General features: G+C 43.7%; 18 protein-coding genes. 15 read left to right on the top strand and 3 right to left on the bottom strand.

Annotated elements, in window-relative coordinates; translation table 11 throughout:
- Positions 1-54: 54 nt before the first annotated feature.
- The 3 genes from FE296_RS30525 to FE296_RS30515 all read right to left on the bottom strand — a co-directional run bounded on the left by FE296_RS30525 (position 55) and on the right by FE296_RS30515 (position 2,743).
- On the bottom strand, positions 55-843 hold the full coding sequence (locus FE296_RS30525) for a nucleotidyltransferase domain-containing protein (protein ID WP_150367481.1): 789 nt from the start codon (positions 841-843) through the stop codon (positions 55-57).
- A 71-nt stretch (positions 844-914) separates the two neighbouring features.
- Complete coding sequence (locus FE296_RS30520; protein ID WP_150367480.1) at positions 915-1,895, bottom strand: cysteine peptidase family C39 domain-containing protein; 981 nt, start codon at positions 1,893-1,895, stop codon at positions 915-917.
- Complete coding sequence (locus tag FE296_RS30515) at positions 1,892-2,743, bottom strand: AraC family transcriptional regulator (protein ID WP_150367479.1); 852 nt, start codon at positions 2,741-2,743, stop codon at positions 1,892-1,894. Before FE296_RS30515 ends, FE296_RS30520 begins: the two co-directional genes overlap by 4 nt.
- Before the next feature lie 376 nt (positions 2,744-3,119).
- Here FE296_RS30515 and FE296_RS30510 point away from each other — a divergent pair, with 376 nt between their 5' ends.
- The 15 genes from FE296_RS30510 to FE296_RS30440 all read left to right on the top strand — a co-directional run bounded on the left by FE296_RS30510 (position 3,120) and on the right by FE296_RS30440 (position 21,305).
- Positions 3,120-3,749: a class I SAM-dependent methyltransferase gene (locus FE296_RS30510; RefSeq protein WP_190945650.1), complete on the top strand. Its 630-nt coding sequence runs from the start codon at positions 3,120-3,122 to the stop codon at positions 3,747-3,749.
- Positions 3,739-3,981 carry an acyl carrier protein gene (locus FE296_RS30505; protein WP_150367477.1) on the top strand — a complete coding sequence of 81 codons (243 nt, stop codon included), beginning with the start codon at positions 3,739-3,741 and terminating at the stop codon, positions 3,979-3,981. Before FE296_RS30510 ends, FE296_RS30505 begins: the two co-directional genes overlap by 11 nt.
- Complete coding sequence (locus tag FE296_RS30500) at positions 3,978-5,324, top strand: hypothetical protein (protein WP_150367476.1); 1,347 nt, start codon at positions 3,978-3,980, stop codon at positions 5,322-5,324. Before FE296_RS30505 ends, FE296_RS30500 begins: the two co-directional genes overlap by 4 nt.
- Positions 5,325-5,376: 52 nt before the next feature.
- Positions 5,377-6,504, top strand: coding sequence for a UDP-glucuronosyltransferase (locus FE296_RS30495; RefSeq protein ID WP_150367475.1), 1,128 nt, complete (start codon positions 5,377-5,379; stop codon positions 6,502-6,504).
- Position 6,505: 1 nt separating this feature from the next.
- On the top strand, positions 6,506-7,609 hold the full coding sequence (locus FE296_RS30490; RefSeq protein WP_150367474.1) for a radical SAM protein: 1,104 nt from the start codon (positions 6,506-6,508) through the stop codon (positions 7,607-7,609).
- Positions 7,610-7,655: 46 nt separating this feature from the next.
- Positions 7,656-8,846 (top strand): radical SAM/SPASM domain-containing protein, encoded by a 1,191-nt coding sequence (locus tag FE296_RS30485; RefSeq protein ID WP_150367473.1) that lies wholly within the window; start codon positions 7,656-7,658, stop codon positions 8,844-8,846.
- On the top strand, positions 8,843-9,883 hold the full coding sequence (locus FE296_RS30480; RefSeq protein WP_150367472.1) for a Gfo/Idh/MocA family protein: 1,041 nt from the start codon (positions 8,843-8,845) through the stop codon (positions 9,881-9,883). The genes FE296_RS30485 and FE296_RS30480 overlap by 4 nt, the downstream gene beginning before the upstream one ends.
- Positions 9,880-10,650, top strand: a complete 771-nt coding sequence (rfbF, locus tag FE296_RS30475; protein WP_150367471.1) for a glucose-1-phosphate cytidylyltransferase — start codon at positions 9,880-9,882, stop codon at positions 10,648-10,650. The genes FE296_RS30480 and rfbF overlap by 4 nt, the downstream gene beginning before the upstream one ends.
- A gap of 47 nt (positions 10,651-10,697) precedes the next feature.
- Positions 10,698-11,768, top strand: coding sequence for an NAD-dependent epimerase/dehydratase family protein (locus FE296_RS30470; RefSeq protein WP_223869101.1), 1,071 nt, complete (start codon positions 10,698-10,700; stop codon positions 11,766-11,768).
- Positions 11,765-13,087, top strand: a complete 1,323-nt coding sequence (locus FE296_RS30465) for a UDP-glucose dehydrogenase family protein (RefSeq protein ID WP_150367469.1) — start codon at positions 11,765-11,767, stop codon at positions 13,085-13,087. The genes FE296_RS30470 and FE296_RS30465 overlap by 4 nt, the downstream gene beginning before the upstream one ends.
- A 20-nt stretch (positions 13,088-13,107) precedes the next feature.
- Complete coding sequence (locus tag FE296_RS30460; protein WP_150367468.1) at positions 13,108-13,317, top strand: hypothetical protein; 210 nt, start codon at positions 13,108-13,110, stop codon at positions 13,315-13,317.
- Positions 13,318-13,950: 633 nt separating this feature from the next.
- The gene (locus FE296_RS30455) at positions 13,951-14,808 is read left to right on the top strand and encodes an ABC transporter permease (protein ID WP_411860619.1); all 858 of its coding nucleotides are present in this window, start codon (positions 13,951-13,953) and stop codon (positions 14,806-14,808) included.
- Positions 14,809-14,824: 16 nt separating this feature from the next.
- Positions 14,825-15,700 (top strand): carbohydrate ABC transporter permease, encoded by an 876-nt coding sequence (locus FE296_RS30450; protein WP_150367466.1) that lies wholly within the window; start codon positions 14,825-14,827, stop codon positions 15,698-15,700.
- Positions 15,701-15,826: 126 nt separating this feature from the next.
- Positions 15,827-17,563, top strand: a complete 1,737-nt coding sequence (locus FE296_RS30445; protein WP_150367465.1) for a type 2 periplasmic-binding domain-containing protein — start codon at positions 15,827-15,829, stop codon at positions 17,561-17,563.
- A 904-nt stretch (positions 17,564-18,467) separates the two neighbouring features.
- A complete protein-coding gene (locus FE296_RS30440) occupies positions 18,468-21,305 on the top strand; it encodes an alpha-L-rhamnosidase (protein WP_190945648.1) in 2,838 nt (945 codons plus the stop codon).
- Positions 21,306-21,310 lie beyond the last annotated feature (5 nt).

Below are 21,310 nucleotides of genomic sequence, written 5' to 3'. Positions count from 1 at the left end.
TCCAATGGGAACCGGGGGCCTTATATTTTATTGCTGGGGCAAAAAAAATCTCATTTATCGATCTGCCAATGGTGGCTCATGATCTATCCAATTCCACTCGTTATTGGAAACGAACAGACTTACAGCCTGTTCAAATGAAATACCTGGGTCATGAAAACCAAGCATTACTTTTGCTAGATCCATACACTTCTCATAATTAGGGGCCGACAATAGATCATTGGCCATTTGTATAAAATTTTCGGGTTTGTTTGAAGCATCTTGAACTGCGTCCATTAACCCCTTATGACATGGGAATAGCTGTCGGTTGATTGCTAGAATGGCGCGTCCTGAGAATAAAACGAGATTGCTTACGGAGTGGGAGAGTAGATAAGGGTTGTCTTTTTTGGCAGCTTCACCCGCAAAATAAAACGCATACAAATAAATTTGAGAGTAAAAATCGATTAGATTTTGTTCGCGATTCTGTTCGGGGTATGTTGAAATTGTTTGGAGAAGATCGTCCAAATCTGAAATCTGCGAATACACGGCCGTGGAACCGAGGAAAGAATACCTTGTAGGCTCACTCCCTTGTAGCGCAGCAAGTTCCAGGAAACGTTGATTAATTATTTTACCGTCAATGTACCCATCGGGATAATCACACACGTCATGGTTGGTATAAGCTAACTGATGCTGTTGCTGCCGCTCTTTGAAGGAATCATCTGTAACTACGATATAGACGTCGACATCGGAACCTTCCCGGGCTTTACCTTGGGCTATAGAGCCAGCAGTAACAATGGCAAGAATGGTAGGATCCGGTTTTAATAACTTCACTAAATTGTCTAAGGCATTCTGGTGATGCTCATACATTGATATCACTCCTGTTCATAGGTTTACTTCTCCTAACATAGCAGGGTGATGAACTCTTCTGATATAGTTGATTACGCCAAATTTTCAAGGCCCCGAAATAATTCTTCCTCTTTGGCTATTATTCCAAGCATTTTCTGATTTATTTTCTCTCGTTGGGTTATAGAATTGCCAGAGAAAAAACACTTCATTACCTGGTGCATCATGGCCTCCCATCTTTTTGCCAGCTCCGAAAATTGAAATGACAGTACATGAAGCCTCTGTTCTCCCGAGATTTCATACATATACAACAAAAAAGAAGAGTATCTCATTCTGGCTAGTGGGAATTTCATAAACTGATGCATAAAAGGAATCATGTAAGCTTCCGGATCTGCTGTTTCAATGCCCTTCTGCAAATATGCTAATGCAAATGTACGCAAATCCTGCAAGACATCCTGCGGGGTTAGCCCGTTATCAGTATTAAACAAGCTAGTAGATAATAGCGTTCTCCATTCCGGAGTTAATCTGGAAGACTGGTCTGAACTAAAACATGCATAGTATGGAGACGCAGCCAAAAATACATCCAGTTCAAACGCGGTGCTGGTTATACCATAATAGGAATCCACTAGATTAATTTCGTGCCGCAGTCGGTCTAATCCAACAGCTAGGCTGGAGTGGCGGGCATGAGATTTAAGGTAAGTTTCAGACCATGGACAGTAAAATACGTCGATCCCCACTAACACAGGTATTCCGGAATCAAGCTCCTTTTCCAGTAGGTTAAGATAATCCTCTTCATCATGGTTGCTGTTCAGTGTTGTACCTGTAAAGTCCCTCTCTGTAAAAGAAACCTTTAATCCATGATATTGCTCCAAAAGTTCCAAATTCAGTTTGGGGTAGGAGACACGATTCATAAGCAACTCTTGTGGATTCTCCTGATATTCAAATCTCCACGCATCCGCGTACATGGCCCTTGTCTCTTTACCTACCCAAGCAGCGACAGTTGTAATATGGTCATCAATACAGGAAGTAACAAGGACGGAACTGGAGAAGCTTTTTATTGGCTGAACATTCATCATGACATTCCCCCCCGAAGCATCAAATTTGAATTTCCCTGTTGCTGCCGATATTCTCCAGGTGTTTTACCGCAGCGTTCTCCAAAGAGTCGGTAGAAGTACTTCATATCATGAATACCAATCATGTTAGCAATCGTCTGGATGCTCCATTCTGAATATTTTAGAAGGTTACAGCTGTATAAAATGCGAATATTCTGCAGCATTTGAATATAGCTTATGCCAGTAGAGTTTTTGAACAGCCTTTGAAAGTTTCGTGTACTCATGGAGACTAACTGACTTATTTTCTCCAACGGTAAGGAATCTTTAAAGTGCGCACCCATATATTGAATTGCCTTATGTATTGCATATTCATTCATCTCTGTTTGATTATAGTCCACTAGTTGCTCGCTACAGTAAAGAATGTAAAATAATTTATTCAGCAGAGTATATTGGGCGGATATCAATTGAGGAGACCCGTTTCGTTGGTTACATTTCATTTCTTCAAATACGTTTCGAAATTCATGATGTCGTTCATGAAATAGTGACCATGCCGAAATGTGATCTCTACAAATTTGCTTGTCCAGATAAGGCTTATAAAGGCAATTCATAATGTACAAGGGGGATTGATCCGTCAGATCGAGAGGTTGAAACACATGTGAAACCCCCGGAGGGATGACAAAAAGATCTCCCTTGGATACGAGAATGCACGTATCGTCAATGTGATGAATTCCTTCACCCTCATAGACATAAGCAATCTCAAAAAAATCATGTTCATGGCGTACAGTAAAAGGCATTTCTTTTGTTAGTTCCATACGAACGGGTATGTAAGAATCAAAAAAATAATTACCTTCAAATACGATTGATTTCTGCATATTGATTCATCCTCCAATTCGTAATTCAAGTCAAAGTTGGGAAGACAACTGCTTTTCGCCAGTATATCTATATTTCTTGGCGCATTCAACCATATATTGGATTATTCCGAATTGATATAATTGGGTTCTACACCATTTTGTAACATTTAAGGAGGGGGACGAGACTATCTTAAGAACTTCTGAACATATGATTGGGGGCACACCCAAAGACCGTTCGAGGAATATGGCTATCTTTTGTGTCAAAGGAGCTTTTGCTATTTTTTTCGCAATTTTAAGTCCCGTTTATTATGCTAACAAATGGGATTTTAAAAAAAACAAAAAACGTAATCCTTTTTACACCAGTAAACTGGTTCGATTACAGGAGCGTTATCCACTGTTGTATGAACTTGCGATGTTTGTACAGAACTTCCCGATTCCCCGAAATGTGTATAGAATTCTACCCCCTCTAACGGGAGATGTGCTTCAGGTAGGCTGCGGCACAGGTCTGTTGAACAAATTTTTGAGTGAAAAAAAGGATATCCGCTGGATCAATATGGATCCAAATTTGAACGCATTGAAGCTCGGTCAGCGTCTGAGACGTTACGATTCATACGTACAGGCTTACATCGACAAACCGACACCATTACCCGATCAGTGCTGCAACACAATTTTGTTTGCAAGAAGCTTTCATCATATCCGGAATCATAAAAAGGCATTTAAGGAGTGCAGTAGACTCCTTCGTGAAGAAGGTACTGTTATTATCGCTGATCCAGTGGTTCTACATCCAGTGCCTAGTCAGTCGGAAGAGAAAGGATATATGGCTAACTCATCGATTGATGGCGTAATCTGGAGGTTTACAAAACGATCTTTTATTGCTCATATCGAAAAATGTCTGCCCGAGGAACTTATTATTGAGTCTGTATCGGACACAAGGCAGATTCATATCACGAATTACAATTTGTTTGTTCCACAAACCGATATGGTTGTTGTGCTAAGAAAAAAGGAGGTAGCGAAAGATGAACAATAAAATTATAGAGATCATTGCCGAAATTAAGGAAGATCCAAGCCTACTTCACAAGCTTGATGGATCATCTGATCTAAGTCAGGATGCTGGAATGGATTCACTACAAATCATTAATTTTATATTACGCATTGAGGAGGAGTTTGACATCGAAGTAGACTTTGATCACTTTGATCTTGAACATTTGCAGTCGATTGACCGTTTTTCGCAGTTTATTGGACAGATGGCGAATGTATGACCCCAACCATTCATTGCGGTTCTTTCGAAGCGGAGCGATACTGGCGAGACCCAAACCTGGCAGTTCTTCCATCGTTGTCTGATCGCCAGGCAATGGCCGTTACAGAAGCTATGGATGAACTTTTGTTTGTATTCTGCAATGACGGAGATATTTTGCTCACACGTAACGTCATGGACTCAGCGCAGCTCGACTATATCAGATCAATCGGATTCGATATTGGTACGAATCGAAAGCCATGGCTCGAAAATGTAGAGCAAATAACAGAGTGTCAACAGCTCAATGTCTTTGAATTATTTAATGCGTGCACTTCAAAAAAGTTGTTGTTACAAACATTTCCGGAAAGATCGAAAATTGAGGCATTCGCTGTGTTACCAGGTGTTGTGGAAATCATCCAACGATGCCGGCTGGCTTCAAGGGTCCCCGAGCAAAGTATTGTTCAAAAAATAAATGCTAAATCCTATTCGCTCGCTATGCGTGACAAGTTAGATATCAGGAACGTTGGCGTAATCGTAGAAGGAATCCCTCGTTTGATTGAGGAGGGATCACGGATGCTTCGTGCAGGATCGATATTGCTGAAAGATGAATATGGCGTATCGGGAAAAGGTAATTTGTCTATCGATTCCACCAAGTCATTGCTTCGGATTGCAAAATATCTTGAGACTCAGGTTGCCAAAGGGAAAACGGTCCGTTTTATTCTCGAACCCTTGCTTGATCGTAAAACTGATTTTTCATGTCAGTTTCGAATAAGTGAAGAAGGCAAAGTGACTATTCTATCTATTCAGCAGCTTCAGAATAATGGTTATGCATTTGGAGCTTCGTTTACGATGGGAGCAGCCAGTGTGGATCGTCTCCTTCATTTGGGTTATATGGATCAAATGCAGCAGATTGGTGCCTCCCTTTATCAGGAGGGTTACTTTGGAGATGTGTGTGTAGATTCGATGATCTTGCAGGATGAGACAGTTGAACCGATTGTTGAGATCAATGCACGAAAGTCGATGAGCTTGATTAAACATGCAGTGGATTGTTCCATGGTCGCGAACAAGCTTTATAGCTGCCTGACACAATTCACTTTGTTGCTCCCCTCGGACTTCAATTACGAAGCTTTCTTGGACAATCTCCGAAATAGACAGCTTTTATATGATCTGGGAAGAATGACGGGCATTGTCCCCCTCTCTTCAGGTACTCTTTTATCTTCTAAGCGTGGAAGTACAAGTACATCCTCCAAAAGCACGAAAGGGAGGTTATACGTGGCAGTAATTTACGAAAATGAGGCACAAATGGATGGGTTGATCACTGGACTGAAAAAGTCTCTGTCAAAAGCAGGTTTAGCAATCATTGCTTAACGGTAGTTCATGTATTAATTAGGTTAGGATTAATTCTTGGGAGATGGAGCATATGACCGGAAAGGTAATGATACTGTGTTCAGGTTTCGGACTGGGTTTCTACATTCCGGGGTTGTTAATTTCCAACAAACTACAATCTATGGGAATAGATGCCCGTGTAGAAGTATTTGAAAGCTTAATGAACAAGGATAAGCAGTTGCAAACCGACAAGAGCAGACATGCTTACCGGGATAATTTCGCGGTTGCTTTGGCTTCGCAAAAAATACCAGGAGACATCAGGGGAAGTCTGGATTCGGAGCTGGCAGAAGGCTTGATCCAGCGTTGGCTTCAGGAAGGAATCTCGCAATTCATTGTCTTGTCGGGTCACTGGGTTCATATACTGGACATGCTTCGCAAGCGCAGTAACAGGAAGATCGAAGCTGATTTGTTATATGTAGATTCCAGTCTGTCGCCATCCTGGAAGCAATTATGGAAGCTTAACCCTCATTATGCAGCCTCATATCAGGAGATCGGATTATACAGTGATCGGCAGTTGAACATTCAATACCGATTAGATGTGGATGACAAAGAACCTGTTCCGTATGAAGTACGCCCGAAAAGACTCGTCATTCATGGTGGAGGCTGGGGGATCGGCACATTCAGAGAGAAGCACGGGGAGCTGGAGAGTGCAAATACCGGATACGAAATCGATATTGTGGCGTATTCTTCTGAAGAAATTAGCGAACCTTTTTCCTCGGGTATACGTTATGCCATCAATGATCCTGAGTGGCGTGCATGGCATCGCAATAAGAGTGGCTTCCATACGTTTCCACCATTCGATGTTGTTTCTTCAGGCAAGGAACCGAAGTACCAAACACCTGTTGATCACCATGGATTATATTCGCTCATAAGGGATGCTGCTGCAGTTGTGTCCAAGCCGGGAGCAGGTGCGCTTATTGATTCGCTGGCTTCCGGAACGCCACTTGTGATGTTAGAACCCTTTGGTGAGCATGAAAAGAGAAATGCGAGTATTTGGAAAACTCATGGTTTGGGTATCGATTACAGTGAATGGGAACAACGAGGTTATTCCATGGATGTGTTGCAGCAGATTTCTGATAACCTGATGGCGAAGCGGGCACAAACACAAGATTATACAACCGAGTATGCCGATCGCCTAGTGCAATCCGAAAGGGGAACATAACATGCAGAACAATTTGGCAGTAGAGGCACCCAAGCTTGATCTGTCGCTACCTAAATGGGTTTTTCTTCAACTACTCGAAAGTTGCAATCTTCGCTGCCGGATGTGTTATGAGTGGGGAGAGAACGGACCCTACAGAGAATACAAAATATTGAATCAGCTGAGTATTGATGTCATCCGTGACATTATTAAGACCTGTCAGCCTGTGCAACCATATTATGAGTTATATGGAGGGGAACCTTTATTACATCCCCAGATTGGAGAAGTACTTCAGGCCATACATGAAGCAGGAAGCAAGGTCCATTTTCCAACCAACGGTACACTGCTCGAGAAACATGCTGAAATGCTGATTAAATATCCGCCCGAGCGAATTTGGGTTTCTCTGGACGGACCCGAGGAAATTAATGACGAACAACGAGGAAAAGGGGTGTTTAAAAAGGCCATTCGAGGCATCAACAAACTTCTTGCCTTACGAGAAAAAACTGGAAGTCCATATCCGCAAATTGGAATTAGTACCGTCGTCACCCCGACGAATTACAGGCATTTAGAACGATTTTTCTTTGAAGCTGTTGATATCTCAAAGCTGGATTGTGTGAGCCTTGAGTTGCAAGCCTATATTACTGAACAGAATCATGAACAATATAGCGGGATTCTGCGCAAGGAATTCGGGGTAGAAAAGGCTCCTTTATCCAAAGGATTTGTCTGTGACCCTGCTATCTTTGCTGATATTGATGCTGCGCTGATTGCAAAGCAAATCCAGAACATCACAGATTATTGTAATATAAACAACAAATATATCAATACGTATCCCAAAGTGATGTCTGAAGACAATATACGAAAATATTTTTCCGCTGACTGGTTCTCCATGACCAATATCAAAAAACGCTGCCCTTTCCCATGGATTAGCACGGAGATTAATGCCAGAGGAGATGTAACCTCCTGCCATGCCTTTTATGATCTCACACTTGGAAATGTAAATGAAGAAAGTATCGCCGATATCTGGAAAGGCGAAAAGTACAAACAATACCGGCGTTACCTGCGCAAGCATCTATTGCCGATCTGCCAGGGTTGCTGTCTTTTTTACAATGAAAAACCACAAATGGTCTGACTTCTAGAAACGTTAACCAAGCCCATTCTCGAAAGGAAGGGATATTATGCAGCCCAGCAGTAAAGTCGCACTGGACGCCAAAGCGTTTGAAGTGTTAAAGCGAACAATGAAGAATGTAGTCATTCCGCACAGAAAGCGCAAACTGGACCCTGCGTTTAAGACTGAAATGCCAGAAGTGGTGGCCTTGAAGCTGACCAACCGTTGTAATTTGCGCTGCAAGCATTGTTATCAGTGGAATGAGTCGGGTTATCATCATGATATGGACAAAACGGAACAAAATTTGGATATGGACACCGCAATTTTTCAACGAGTATTGAACGAAACACGCGCAACTAAATCCAGACTGTACCTGTGGGGAGGAGAGCCTCTGTTCCACCGGGATATCCGGGAAATCCTCGCTATGCTTGAAGAAGATCCAAGAGAGACCACTATATGTACTAACGCATATCTGATTCAAAAATATGAAGAGGAGCTGTGCCGGATTTCACCCGACCTGGAGCTTCTGATTGCAATCGAGGGATTCGAGAAAGAACATGATCTCATTCGTGGTAAAGGTTCATTCAACAAAGTGATGGAGCAGATTGACAAACTACTCCTGTTGAGAGAACAGGGGAAGTTCCAGGGAAAAATATCGGTACACAGTGTGATTAATGACAGCATGATTGGCAGACTGCACGAACTGATGAATTTCTTTGAAAAGAAAGGGATTGATCTTGTATTGCTTTGTTTTCCATGGTTCATCTCACATGAGACATCAGAGCAAATGGATACTTTTTTCCAGGAAGAGTTCCAATGGCTGAATCCATCCGAAGACCATCGACGTAGTAGCTGGCATGCGTTCAAATATCATATCAAGCCCGAAAATGTTCCTGCATTAATGGAGGATTTAAGGCAGATCAATGCTCGTACCTGGAAGACACGCATACGCTATCAGCCTGGCCTTGATTTTGACGAAATAGAGGACTTCGTCAGTGGGAATTCAATGACCTCACGCTGTGCCACAACCTGTCTCGCTTTGAGCACACGTGCCGATATCACTCCAACAGGCAATGTTAGCGCTTGTAAATTTTTCTCTGAATTTTCGGTTGGTAACCTGCAGGCGCAGTCACTGTCTGAAATCTGGAATTCGGATACCTATGATCGTATTCGTCGTTCTTTGGGCAAAGAGCTCTCTCCTGCATGCTCAAAGTGTAATGTGTTATACCTGCATGGTTCTTCTTCACTGGCACATATATGAACCATCCCAGGAAAGGCATCTACAGACTCGGCATACTGGGGTGTGCAAGTATTGTTAGCAAGGCCATACTCGATGCCAGTCTGTACGTTCCTCAAGTGCAGTTGGCTGCAATAGCCAACCGCACTCGTTCCAAGGCGTTGCAGCTCGCAGAAAAATACTCGATACCACGGGTTATGGATCATCTGCAGGACTTACTGGATGATCAGGATATCGACGCTGTATACATCGCTTTAAGCAATGATCTTCACACGGAGTGGGCAATCAAGGCCCTTGAAGCGGGAAAGCATGTATTGGTCGAAAAGCCGGCAGGCTTAAACGCGACTGATGCGCGGCAACTTGCAAATGCAATGAGCAATCACGGTTGCCTTGTATTTATGGAAGGAATCATGACCGCGCATCATCCATGGCAGTCTTCACTGAAAGCTATTGCAGATTCCGGGCAATTCGGACGGTTGTACAAAACGGAAACTCGAATTTCCATTCCATCACGACATAAGCATATGGGGAATTATCGCAGTGTAAAGTCAAAGGGAGGAGGCTGCTTTAATGATTTGGGCTGTTATTGGCTCCAATGGATACAACAATTGATTGGATTAGAGGCATGTAAAGTTACCGGTGCTTCCGATTATGCGGGTCCGGACGGCTGTGACTGGACATTCTCTGCCGGTCTTCGTTACGCTAGCGGACTAGAATCAGAATGTATTACCTCATTTGAAATGCCGTATAAGGCTACGCACACGTTGTATTTTGAACAAGCATCAGTAATAGTACCTGATTTTTTCAGACCGATTAACGGTTTTTACAAGATGAAAATACGACTACTGAATTCAAAAACCAATTCCGTGCTGCATGAATTCGCGCCAATGAATTATTATGTGAACCAACTTGCAACTTTTATTAATAAGTGCGACAGTGCAGTCACTTCGCACGTTGATTTTCAACAGAGCATTCAACGAATAGCATGGCATCGTGCAATTATGAATGAGGCAGAGTTATTTGCACGCAAACAGACGAGCCAAGGGGGCCAAACACAATGAAAACAGTAATACTTTGTGGTGGTTTGGGTACAAGGCTATCGGAGGAAACGCAGCTTCGCCCCAAACCTATGGTTGAAATAGGTGATATGCCTATTCTATGTCACATCCTTCATATGTACAGTGCACACGGATTTCATGATTTCGTATTAGCTCTTGGGTATAAGGCCTCCTATATCAAGGACTATTTTCTGAAATATCCGTTTCTTTATAACGATTATTCAATAGATATGACTCAAAATAAGACTCACATGCATACGTCAAAAATATTAAACTGGAAAATGGATCTCCTAGATACCGGAAATAAAACCATGACTGGTGGCAGAATTGCACGACTTAAGCCCTATCTGGGAAACCAAACGTTTATGTTGACCTATGGAGATGGGGTCGGAGATGTTGATCTGACTGAGTTATTACGCTTTCACCGTAGTCATGGAAAACTTGTGACCGTTACAGCCGTGCGACCAAAAAGTCGTTTCGGGATAATCCGATGTGCGGAGGATAGGGTAACATCTTTTCAGGAGAAAGGATATCATCCCGAGGAATGGATTAATGCCGGTTTTTTCATTATGGAGCCAGAGGTACTTCGTTACATTAAAGGAGACGATACGGAGCTGGAAAGTGAAGTACTGGTACGATTGGCTGAAATGGGGCAATTAATGGCCTATAGACATGAAGGGTTTTGGGCATGCATGGATACGCTACGAGATAAACAGGAACTCGAACTACTATGGAAAGAAGGGAATGCGCCATGGAAGATATGGGATTAACACATCCTTTAAAAAGCCCTACTGAGTTTCCTTTGGATCAGCGGGACATGTTACATAGGATCGTGAAAGACGATATGGACTATATTGTCAATAAATTCACAAAGGCTCATTTGTTCGACGGACAAACGATACTCATTACTGGCGGAGGGGGATTCATCGGTTTTTATCTTGTTCTGAGTATTCTTAACATGAGAAGAAAAGGGGGGGAGGTTAAACAGATTAATATACTCGATCGTTTTCCGAGAGGCGTTCCACAATGGCTTCGGGATCTGGAAGCAGAGGGCTTGCCCATAACGGCGATTCAATTCGATGTTACTCAGGATGAATTCACTCCTTATACACAAGATGCAGATTACATCTTTCACATGGCTTCAATCGCATCCCCCACCCATTATCGAAAATATCCGCTAGATACGCTGGAGGCCAATGTATTTGGATTAAAGCGACTGCTCGATAGTTGCCTACCTGCTGCACCAAAGGGTATATTATTTTTTTCGAGCAGCGAGGTGTACGGAAATCCCGATTCCCAGTTCATTCCAACACCTGAAACATACAACGGTAATGTGGCTACAGTCGGGCCGCGTGCTTGTTATGATGAATCCAAGAGGTTTGGGGAGACGCTGTGCTCGCTGTATCACAGCGAGTACAATCTACCTATTCGAATCGTGCGGCCTTTCAACAATTTCGGACCAGGGCTTGATCTGAATGACCGTAGAATTGCATCGGATTTTGCCAAGGCTATTACAACGCGGTCTGATATCGAAGTTCTTTCGGACGGAAAACCTACACGAACTTATTGTTATATCGCTGATGCAGTTATCGGTTATTTATTGGTATTGACTCACAACAGATTCGATATATTTAATATTGGCTCGGATATTAATGAGGTCAGTGTAACTGATTTGGCCCATCTTTTTGCGGATTGCTCACTCCAATTGACAGGAGAAAAGCCGAAAATTACGTATTCCAAATCAGTTGATCCCCACTATTTGACTAACAGTCCGGAACGGCGCTGCGCCAATATTAACAAAGCAAGAAAAGAACTTGGCTTTAATCCTGAGATCTCGCTTGAAGAGGGAATAAGACGTTATCTTGTGAGTTGTGGGGTGGGGATATGACTGACATCAAACAACCAGTGATAGCCGTAATTGGACTTGGGTTCGTTGGATTGGCTGCTGCACTTGGTTTTACTGAAAAAGGCTATAAGGTCTATGCATTTGATATAGATGAAAGAAAACGAACCAGCTTACAGCAAGGGAAAATCCCATTCTATGAGCCAGATATGGAAGAAGCGCTGTCTACACATTTGAATCTAGACTTTGACATATGCGAAAGTATGGAAGAAGCCATATTCGAAGCTGATTTAATCTTTATATGTGTTGGCACACCTTATGAAGAAGAAAAAGGTCTCGATATGTCCAGTCTGATCTCGGTAATCCATGATATTTCGAGATTGATGAACTGTAATGATTTTAAAGGCATTGTTGTTAAATCGACGATTCCTCCGGGAACCATGCGCAGTACACTCAAGCCTCTGTTGGAGAGCCATGGACTTGAGGTAGGACGTGATGTCGGGCTTGCCTATAATCCTGAATTTCTGAGAGAAGGGAGTGCGTGGGAGGATTTTCTGAAGCCGGATCGCATAATCATAGGTGAAGTAGATTCTCGAACTGCCAGATTAATAGAACAAGTATATAGTCCGTTCGAAAGTCCTTGTGTGCGCGTTTCTCCTGAGACGGCTGAATACCTCAAATATGCTTCAAATGCACTACTCGCGACTCTGATCAGTTTTGCCAATGAACAAGCCATGATTGCTGAAAGTATAGGAGATATTGACATCCCTCAAATGTTTAATCTCTTACATATGGACAAGAGATGGTCAGGCTCACCTGCCGGAATGTCAAACTATGTGTATCCTGGCTGCGGTTTCGGCGGTTACTGTCTCCCCAAAGACACACTCGCTCTTACGCATACCGCAATTCAATATGGCCATAAGGCGAAGTTACTGGAGGCAGTTATGGAATTAAATCAAGACATCGCCGATTTTACTGCGGAGCAAATCATTGGATTATTAAAACATCGTGACGAACAGATAGGTATACTAGGCCTTTCTTTTAAACCTGGAAGCGATGATGTAAGAAATTCGCCTGCTGCCCGTATAATTCAACTGTTGCTTGACGAAGGTTGTACCAACTTGACTGCATATGACCCTATCGCTATGTCCACTTTCAGAAATCATTACGATTTTCCGATCCGTATGATGAACTCGCTCAATGAGATCACCGTTGGCAGTGATATTTGCGTCATTGTTACAGCGTGGCCGGAATTTCAATCTCTCGCTTACAATACATCTGTAATCCAAATTGTTGACGCCAGATATATGCTTGACATTAATAAAACCTATTTCAAGGAGAATTATACTAGGAAGAATGGATAACAAAGTAGGTAATATTACTGGTGCTGCCGGTGGCATGTGAAAAGCGCGTTTTAATTGAGACAACAAGTAATTACAAAGTTATTCTTGGAATATTATTGAAGAAGTTATTCGTCAGGCAGGAGACTTTTCTTCCAAGGGGGCAGCTCAAATTCTTCGCCGAGCTGCTCTTCAGCATCCCCTCAGATGACGAAAAAAACATGGTGAAAAAAGAAAAGGGATCAAAGGGGTAAAACTTCCTCAGCAATTGGTAACAGCATACTCAAGCAGTGAAAACGACTGTATACATATCCCCAAAAATCTTCTTCAAAGCGTTTTACTATCATCATATAAGCCATAATCAATAATTGACATATGAAGCTAGTCCTCCTGCATTTTTCATTTCCGCCAGAACAGTTTAATCGACAATCCTCTTAGCGGACTTTGACCAACTTCGAAGCCGACAGAAGAGTTGAAATGGACGAGCATCCGCTGATTTTTGTTCCATAGCGCACAGCTCATATTTTCATTAAGAGGTTACTGTTTAAGCATCTCAAACATTTCTTTAGTTCGTTTTCGTGAATTGATTCCATTGTAGGGCGCTGGACATCCATTGACAACCTGGTGGCGACGCAAGGACAGCCGAAATTAAGAATGCGATATTCATCTTTAGATTGCGTTATATCGGTGTGTGATACCTCAGCTCTAAAATGAGAGCAAGAATAAAAGTAAACGCTTTCACAGAAACTTTTGAGTAATCTTGCTCTAAAGCTTAGCTACAACACAGTGGAGGGATGCTTATGGACACCGTCATTCATGAAGAGACAGAAATCTTAAGAGAAACAAAAAAGTTAGTACGAAGGAAAGACAGTTGGCAGTTATATGCAATGTTGGTTCCCGCCATCCTCCTCACGATTATTTTTGTGTACATGCCTTTCGGAGGAATAGTGATGGCATTCCAAGAATACAAGCCCTACCTCGGTATTCGTGGATCAGAGTGGGTGGGGCTGGATCAGTTTAGGTTATTATTCGAATATCCCGATAGTGTGCAAGTAATTTGGAACACGCTGCGAATCGCCGTGTTAAAACTGATCTTTGGTATGGTTGCTACCCTATCGTTCGCGTTGCTGCTGAATGAGGTACAGAAAAAGGTGATTCGCAATTCGGTTCAATCTTTCGTCTTCTTGCCGCATTTTCTATCTTGGGTTGTACTGGGCGGTATCTTTATTGAAATTCTCGACCCGGAGACTGGATTGTTAAATCAAATGTTAATCGCGCTCGGCATGGAGGCGATCTTCTTCCTTGGCGATAATAACTGGTTTTTGGTAACGGTTGTGGCAAGTGACGTATGGAAAGAATTTGGTTATGGTTCGATTATTTTCTTAGCGGCATTGGCGGGAATTAATCCTGCGCTATATGAAGCGGCCCAGTTGGACGGCGCCGGAAGGTGGAAGCAAACGCTGCATGTCACGATTCCATCCATACTACCTACAATTACTGTCGTTTTGACATTATCACTCAGCCAAGTATTGAATGCCGGCTTCGACCAAATTTTTAACTTATATAATCCCCTCGTCTATGAGAAAGGCGACATTATCGATACTTTCGTTTATCGCATCGGTCTAATTGATGGGAATTACAGCTTCTCCACTGCGATCGGATTGTTCAAATCGGTTGTGAGTTTAGTCTTAATTGTGGTTGGCTACCGAATTGCTTACAAAGTAGCCGGGCATCGGATTTTCTAAATAAGGAGGGCAAAAGATGAAGACGATGACTGTATCTCAGCGAAGGTTTCAATCATTTAACAATATCCTTATGATCTTCCTCGCACTAATCTGTATCCTCCCTTTGATTCATGTGGTGTCTCTATCCTTGAGTTCAAGCGCCGCTATAATGTCCAATAAGGTTATCTTTTGGCCGGTAGGATTTAACTTTTTTGCATATGAGAAGGCACTGGAAAACTCACAACTGCTTCACTCTGTATGGATATCCATACAACGTACTTTTTTGAGCCTAGTCCTTGGGCTTATGGTAAATTGCATGGCTGCTTATACGATGTCAAAGGGTGGAGGAAGCAATGGCATAGCGGGATACAAAGGCTTTGTTGGATTCTTCATACTCGCTATGCTATTTAATGGCGGTTTGATTCCGACTTATCTAGTCGTCACCTCAATTGGTCTATACAATTCCATTTGGGCTCTGGTACTACCAGGGCTGGTCAACGTTTTTTATCTCATTCTCATCATGAACTTCTTCAAGGCACTGCCGAACGAGCTTGAAGAGGCGGCTTTTATGGATGGTGCTAATCATTGGCAGGTCTTCATCCGTATGTTCTTGCCGCTGTCATTGCCAGTACTTGCAACTGTAGGCATGTTTATGGTCGTAAATGACTGGAATGAGTGGTTGGCCGGCTCGATTTATATGAAATCGGGCAATGTGCCGCTCAGTACATTTTTGAAGTCAATTATTGCTGTACCCATTATAGATGGCAGTAATGCTGAGGAGGTTGCAAAGCTAAACAATCGTGCTATTGGAGCGGCCCAAATTATTATTGGCGCCTTGCCAATCTTGTTGATCTATCCTGTTCTCCAAAAGTTTTTTACACAGGGAATCGTTATCGGTGCAGTAAAAGAATAAACCGATTTGCATGCGAGGAATGTTAATATTACGCTATTTGATATTAAGGAAGCGCTTTTTCAACTAATATGTAAGCGCTTCTATAATATAAGGGTAACAACAAACTGACATGATGGGGGTTAGTCGATGCATAAGAGAAAAAAATGGGTTCCTGCTATCTTGGCCGCTGTAGTGCTCACTGGAACATTGGTTGCTTGCAGCAATGGGGGAGGCAATAACGGCAGTTCAAATGAAAGTAATGGAGAATCCTCCACGCAAACAAGCGAAGCTAAGCTAAATATTGTGAATGGCAAGATCGAGCCTCCTGTTACGATTACGATGATAAGAGCTGAGGATCCAACCGTGAAATTCAAGAACGGAGAAACATATAGCGATAATGTGCACACACATTGGGCAAACGAAACACTTGGAGTCAATATCGAGACGTTGTGGAGTTCTCCTTCTGCGGATACTTCCTATGATACGAAGCTGAAATTAATGCTCTCATCAGGTGACAAGCTTCCGGATGTTTTCGTATCTAGTCAACCGAATACTACAAATATGTTTCTCGAGTCCGGAAAGGTATTGGATGTGACTGAAGCTTTCGAAAAGTACGCTTCGGAGACGTACAAATCAGCGATGAACGAAGTGCCAGAAGCTTGGCAGCCGTTTATGATGAATGGGAAGAAATTAGCCTTGCCAGTATTGCGACCGACGATGGGCACACAATCGCCTCTATGGATTCGGCAGGACTGGCTAGATAAGCTGGGTCTGAAGGAGCCGACGAACCTCGAGGAATTGGAGCATGTAATGGATGCCTTTGTGAACAAGGATCCAGACGGAAACGGAAAGAAAGACACCTACGCGCTTGACTTTGGCATGAAGGATACATTTACCGGATATCCTGTAGGCGACGCTTCTTGGATTTTCGGAATGTTCGGTGCCATTCCGGAAAGATGGTATCCCGATTCTGATGGTAAGTTACAATACGGATCCACACAGCCGGGAATAAAGGCAGCACTCGAAAAAATTGCGGAGTGGAAATCAAAAGGTTATATCGCACAAGATATCGCGCTGCACGATTTCAATAAAGTCGCCGAGAACGTGGCATCGGTCAAGGTTGGCATGCTAGGCGGCGAGAACTGGGTCATGGTCTACCCGGGTTCCATGATGTTGGCTTCCAATCCAACCGCGATGTATACGCCATATCCGCTTCCAAAGGGGATCGACGGAAAGAATATGCGAACGGTCGCCAGCTTGTATACGAATGCGATTTTGATTAGCAAGGATATTTCCAAGGAGGCGTTGCTGGCGTTCTTCCATTACCAAAACTCTCTCTACGAATCTTACAACAGCGAAGATCCGTTCCTCTTTAAAGGATTCCAAGAAGGCTACGATTATGTCATTAAAGATGGCAAAGCGGTTATGGACGAAAAACAAATTCCAGGTGGAAAAGTCGCAACGATGAAATATACGATATCCGGCTCGCAAACGGTGTATACATCCAAGTTGTTGGAGTCGACGCTTAAAAGAGCGAAGGGTGAGACGTTGGAAAACAAAGATTTAGCCGCTTTTGCAACGTCGGCCATCTTCTCGACGGACAGTAACCCACTTGAGAAAATTACGGATCAAGCGACCCTCGTTATCGCGGCGCAGACGGACTCCGACGTTAGGGAGTACTTCCAAGGACCTGCAACTTCAACGATGTCAACCCGTAATGAACTGCTTAAGAAAATGCAGATGGATACATTTACGGATATTATTTATAGCAAGCAGCCAGCTGGAGCGTTCGATGATTTCGTGAAGAAATGGAAGTCATCAGGAGGCGACAAGATCACGGACGAAGTAAATGATTGGTATGATTCGGTGAAAGAAGTGAAATAACTGTAAAAGCCGGTTGCTTGGTCATAACCCTGTCAAGTAGACAGTATAAAAAAAGACAAGATTTAAGCTGCGGCCGTTTTCCGGTATTCTACCGGGGAACGGTCGTTTAGTTTTTTCTGAGATCGGTTTTGGTTGTAAAGCAGAATGAGAATGCCACGCTATACCTGTCTACTTTTTCTCCACTTGTAATAGCCCGAACGTGAAACCGCAGCTAACTTCAAGAGCCGACAAGACTATGACGTACTCTCAAGTCCTCTATGATCTGAAATCAGCTTACTCGTCACTCCTTGTGTAGATTCGGATACTACCTTATTACGTATTAAATCTCCGCTCGCAAGTATGCCATTTCTTCTTCCATACTGGAAATTCGGAGCCCCTTCAACCTCATGTTAAGATTCAATCATCCCACCTTTGGAATGCGATATATAATGTCCGCTCCCGGTTTTGTACACTTGAACTATACAGCTAGCTTTTCTGAATGGAGGGAGTTAAAGAACAAAGCGCTATTGGAAGATGTAATGGGGGATTAGTTGACCGAACCCGCTTCCAAACATGGCCAGGCTCGTCCATGGCTGCTTTGGATAATTGCAGCATCTTATGTCCGGCACAATCGAATATGGGGAATGGAAACATGGGTTGCGATCCAGCCGGACTCAGTTAAACAGATGATCATTCTATTCAACATCTACATCCCTCTCATCATTAATGCTGGAATCGCCATTTTACTTTACTTTCTTTCGTGTGGAAAAACAATATACGCAGATAATGGACGAATTGGATCGCCGTAAAGATATTAGTCTCTAGTTTTGGCTCTTATGTGGAAGATGGCGCAATCGCACATAGTCTTATGCACGGATGTCTGATATTTTTTAGTGAGAACCACATCAATTGGAGGAAGAGAACTATGATAATCACTCGTTTGAAAACGAATCGCATCGTAAATCCGCTTGGTTTTTCCCTGGATAAGCCAAGATTATCTTATGTAGTGGAAGGTACGGAAGCAAAGAGTCAACTTGAGGCTAGATATCAGGTCGCATTAGATCAAGACCTAAAAGTTGTAGTATACGATTCCGGCGTACGAGAGGATATCGATAGTTTAGCTTTTGAACTACCGCTCGATCTGACACCAAGAACACGCTACTATTGGCGAGTCGAAGTGTGGGCGGATAACGGCGATCACGCAGTCAGCCAAACGGCCTGGTTTGAAACCGCCAAGCTGGATGAGCCTTGGGTAGGCAAGTGGATTGTTCCCGAACTGGACAAGGATACTCACCCGGTTCTGAACAAATCGTTTGTGTTAAATAAGCAAATCATGTCAGCACGAGCGTATGTTTGCGGTCTTGGTTTGTACGAGATACAAATCAACGGTGCGAAGGCAGGGGATGAGTATTTAGCCCCCCATTTCAATGCATATCAGAAATGGCTTCAATATCAGACTTATGATGTAACAGCGTTGCTGAGAGAAGGAGAGAATCAAGTTTCGGTAAGTCTGGGCAATGGTTTGTTCAAAGGGCGCTTCGGGTTTGAAGGACATTCCGCGGAGCTGTATGGCAATGAGTTCGCGCTATTGAGCGAAATTGCCGTAACCTATGCCGACGGATCGACCGACGTAATTGCTTCCGATTTAAGCTGGACAGCATTAAAAAGCAAGGTAATGGGCGGCAATCTGTACGACGGTGAGATTTATGATGCAACCTACCAGTTATCCGAGACCTTCCCGGTCCGTGAAGGTGAACTGGGGTATGATCGATTGAAAGCTCGGCTTAGCTTACCTGTAATCGTGAAAGAGGAGCTTAAACCAATCAAGATTATTCATACGCCTGCAGGCGAAATCGTACTCGACATGGGCCAAAACATGGTCGGATGGATGCGTTTCCGCACGGATGCACCAAGAGGAACGGTCATTCGACTATACTATGGTGAATTGCTGCAGGATGGTAATTTCTATCGCGATAATCTTCGTACGGCAAAGGCGGAGTATCAGTATATTGCTGACGGAACGGAAGCCGTCGTACGCCCTTACTTTACGTTTTACGGTTTCCGTTACGTAAAAGTCGAAGGATGGCCGGGCGAGCTTAACGTAGATGACTTCACAGGCTGCGTCCTGTATTCCGATCTGGAGCAAACCGGCAGCTTTGAGACGAGCGATCCACTTGTCAATCGACTATTCCTCAATGCGTTGTGGGGGCAGAAGGGCAACTTCCTAGATGTTCCAACGGACTGTCCGCAACGGGACGAGCGAATGGGGTGGACAGGAGATGCACAGGTGTTCTCCGGTACGGCATGTTTTAATATGGATTCCTATGCATTCTTCAGTAAGTATGGTTATGACATGGGCAAGGAGCAGGAAGAACGAGGCGGCATGGTTCCAATGGTCGTTCCCGCAGCGAATGTAGAAGGCGGTGGTTCAAGTGCTTGGGCAGATGCTGCGACCATAATTCCATGGAATGTCTACCTTCACTATGGAGACAAAGCGATTCTTGAGCAACAGTTTGAAAGCATGAAAAGCTGGGTGGATTTCATCATTCGTGCAGATGAAGAATCCGGCAATCGGCGCCTCTGGACTGTTGGCTTTCACTTTGGCGATTGGCTGGCCCTTGACGGCAGCAACCTGGATTCTCCAATGGGCGGTACGGACACGGACTTTATTGCTTCGGCCTATTACCGATATTCTGCACAGTTGGTCGCAAAAGCAGCGAAGGTGCTCGGCAAAGAAGAGCTCGCCGCTCATTATGGACGCATCTCAGATGAGGTTAAGTCAGCGATCGAAGATGAGTTCTTTTCGAAGAACGGCCGTCTTGGACTGGACACACAAACGGCTTATGCAGTGGCTTTATTCATGGACCTTGTTCCAGAAGCTTTCAAGGCAAGAGTGGTAGAGGCGCTCCGCAAACGGCTTAAGAGCGATCGTAATCATCTGAAGACAGGTTTTGTCGGTACGCCTTATTTGAACCCTGCATTGTCAAACAACGGAAGCAATGATCTAGCGTACACACTATTGCTTAATGATGACTACCCAAGCTGGTTGTATGCGGTCAAGCTGGGTGCAACGACCATCTGGGAGCGTTGGAATTCGGTAATGCCGGATGGCAAAATGAGCAGTACGGGCATGAATTCGCTCAATCATTACGCTTATGGTGCGATTGCAGAATGGATGTATCGTTCTGTTGCAGGGATCAATCCAGTTGAAGAAGCGCCAGGATTCCGACGTGCCCTTCTAGCTCCACAACCGGATTATCGGCTCAAATGGGTTAAAGCTACAGTTGAAACGGCGGTAGGAACGTATAAGAGTGAGTGGTCATTTAACGAGCAGGGAAAACTCACATTCCGCTTTGTTATCCCGTTCAATACGTCCGCATCGGTTGTACTCCCCTTTGCAGATCTGAACGCTGTAACAGTAAATAGCCAGAATTTGAGCGAGAAAGGGTTTTCCTGTTCACAAGATGGTGAGAACATCAGGCTTGAGTTGTTATGCGGAAGCTATACTATTGAGTATATGCCGACTAAAAGCTATATCAAACAGCTAACAACGCAGACCCCGCTTGTTGAACTGCTCAGCAATAAGGCGGCAAGCTCGATTATAGAGAGCTCCCTCCCGCCTGGCATGAAGTCTCTAAACCCGGATACATTAAGCGTATCGATTGGCGATGCTTCACTTAGAGAGCTGGCAGCTTATTATCCGATGGAAGCGAGCGTGCTCGATCAGCTGGATGAACAGCTTAAAGGGCTCCCTGTGGGCTAGCTTCG

The sequence above is a fragment of the Paenibacillus sp. UASWS1643 genome (genome assembly GCF_008693195.1).
Classification (GTDB): Bacteria; Bacillota; Bacilli; order Paenibacillales; family Paenibacillaceae; genus Paenibacillus; species Paenibacillus amylolyticus_B.
This window is presented reverse-complemented; position numbering and strand designations above follow the sequence as displayed.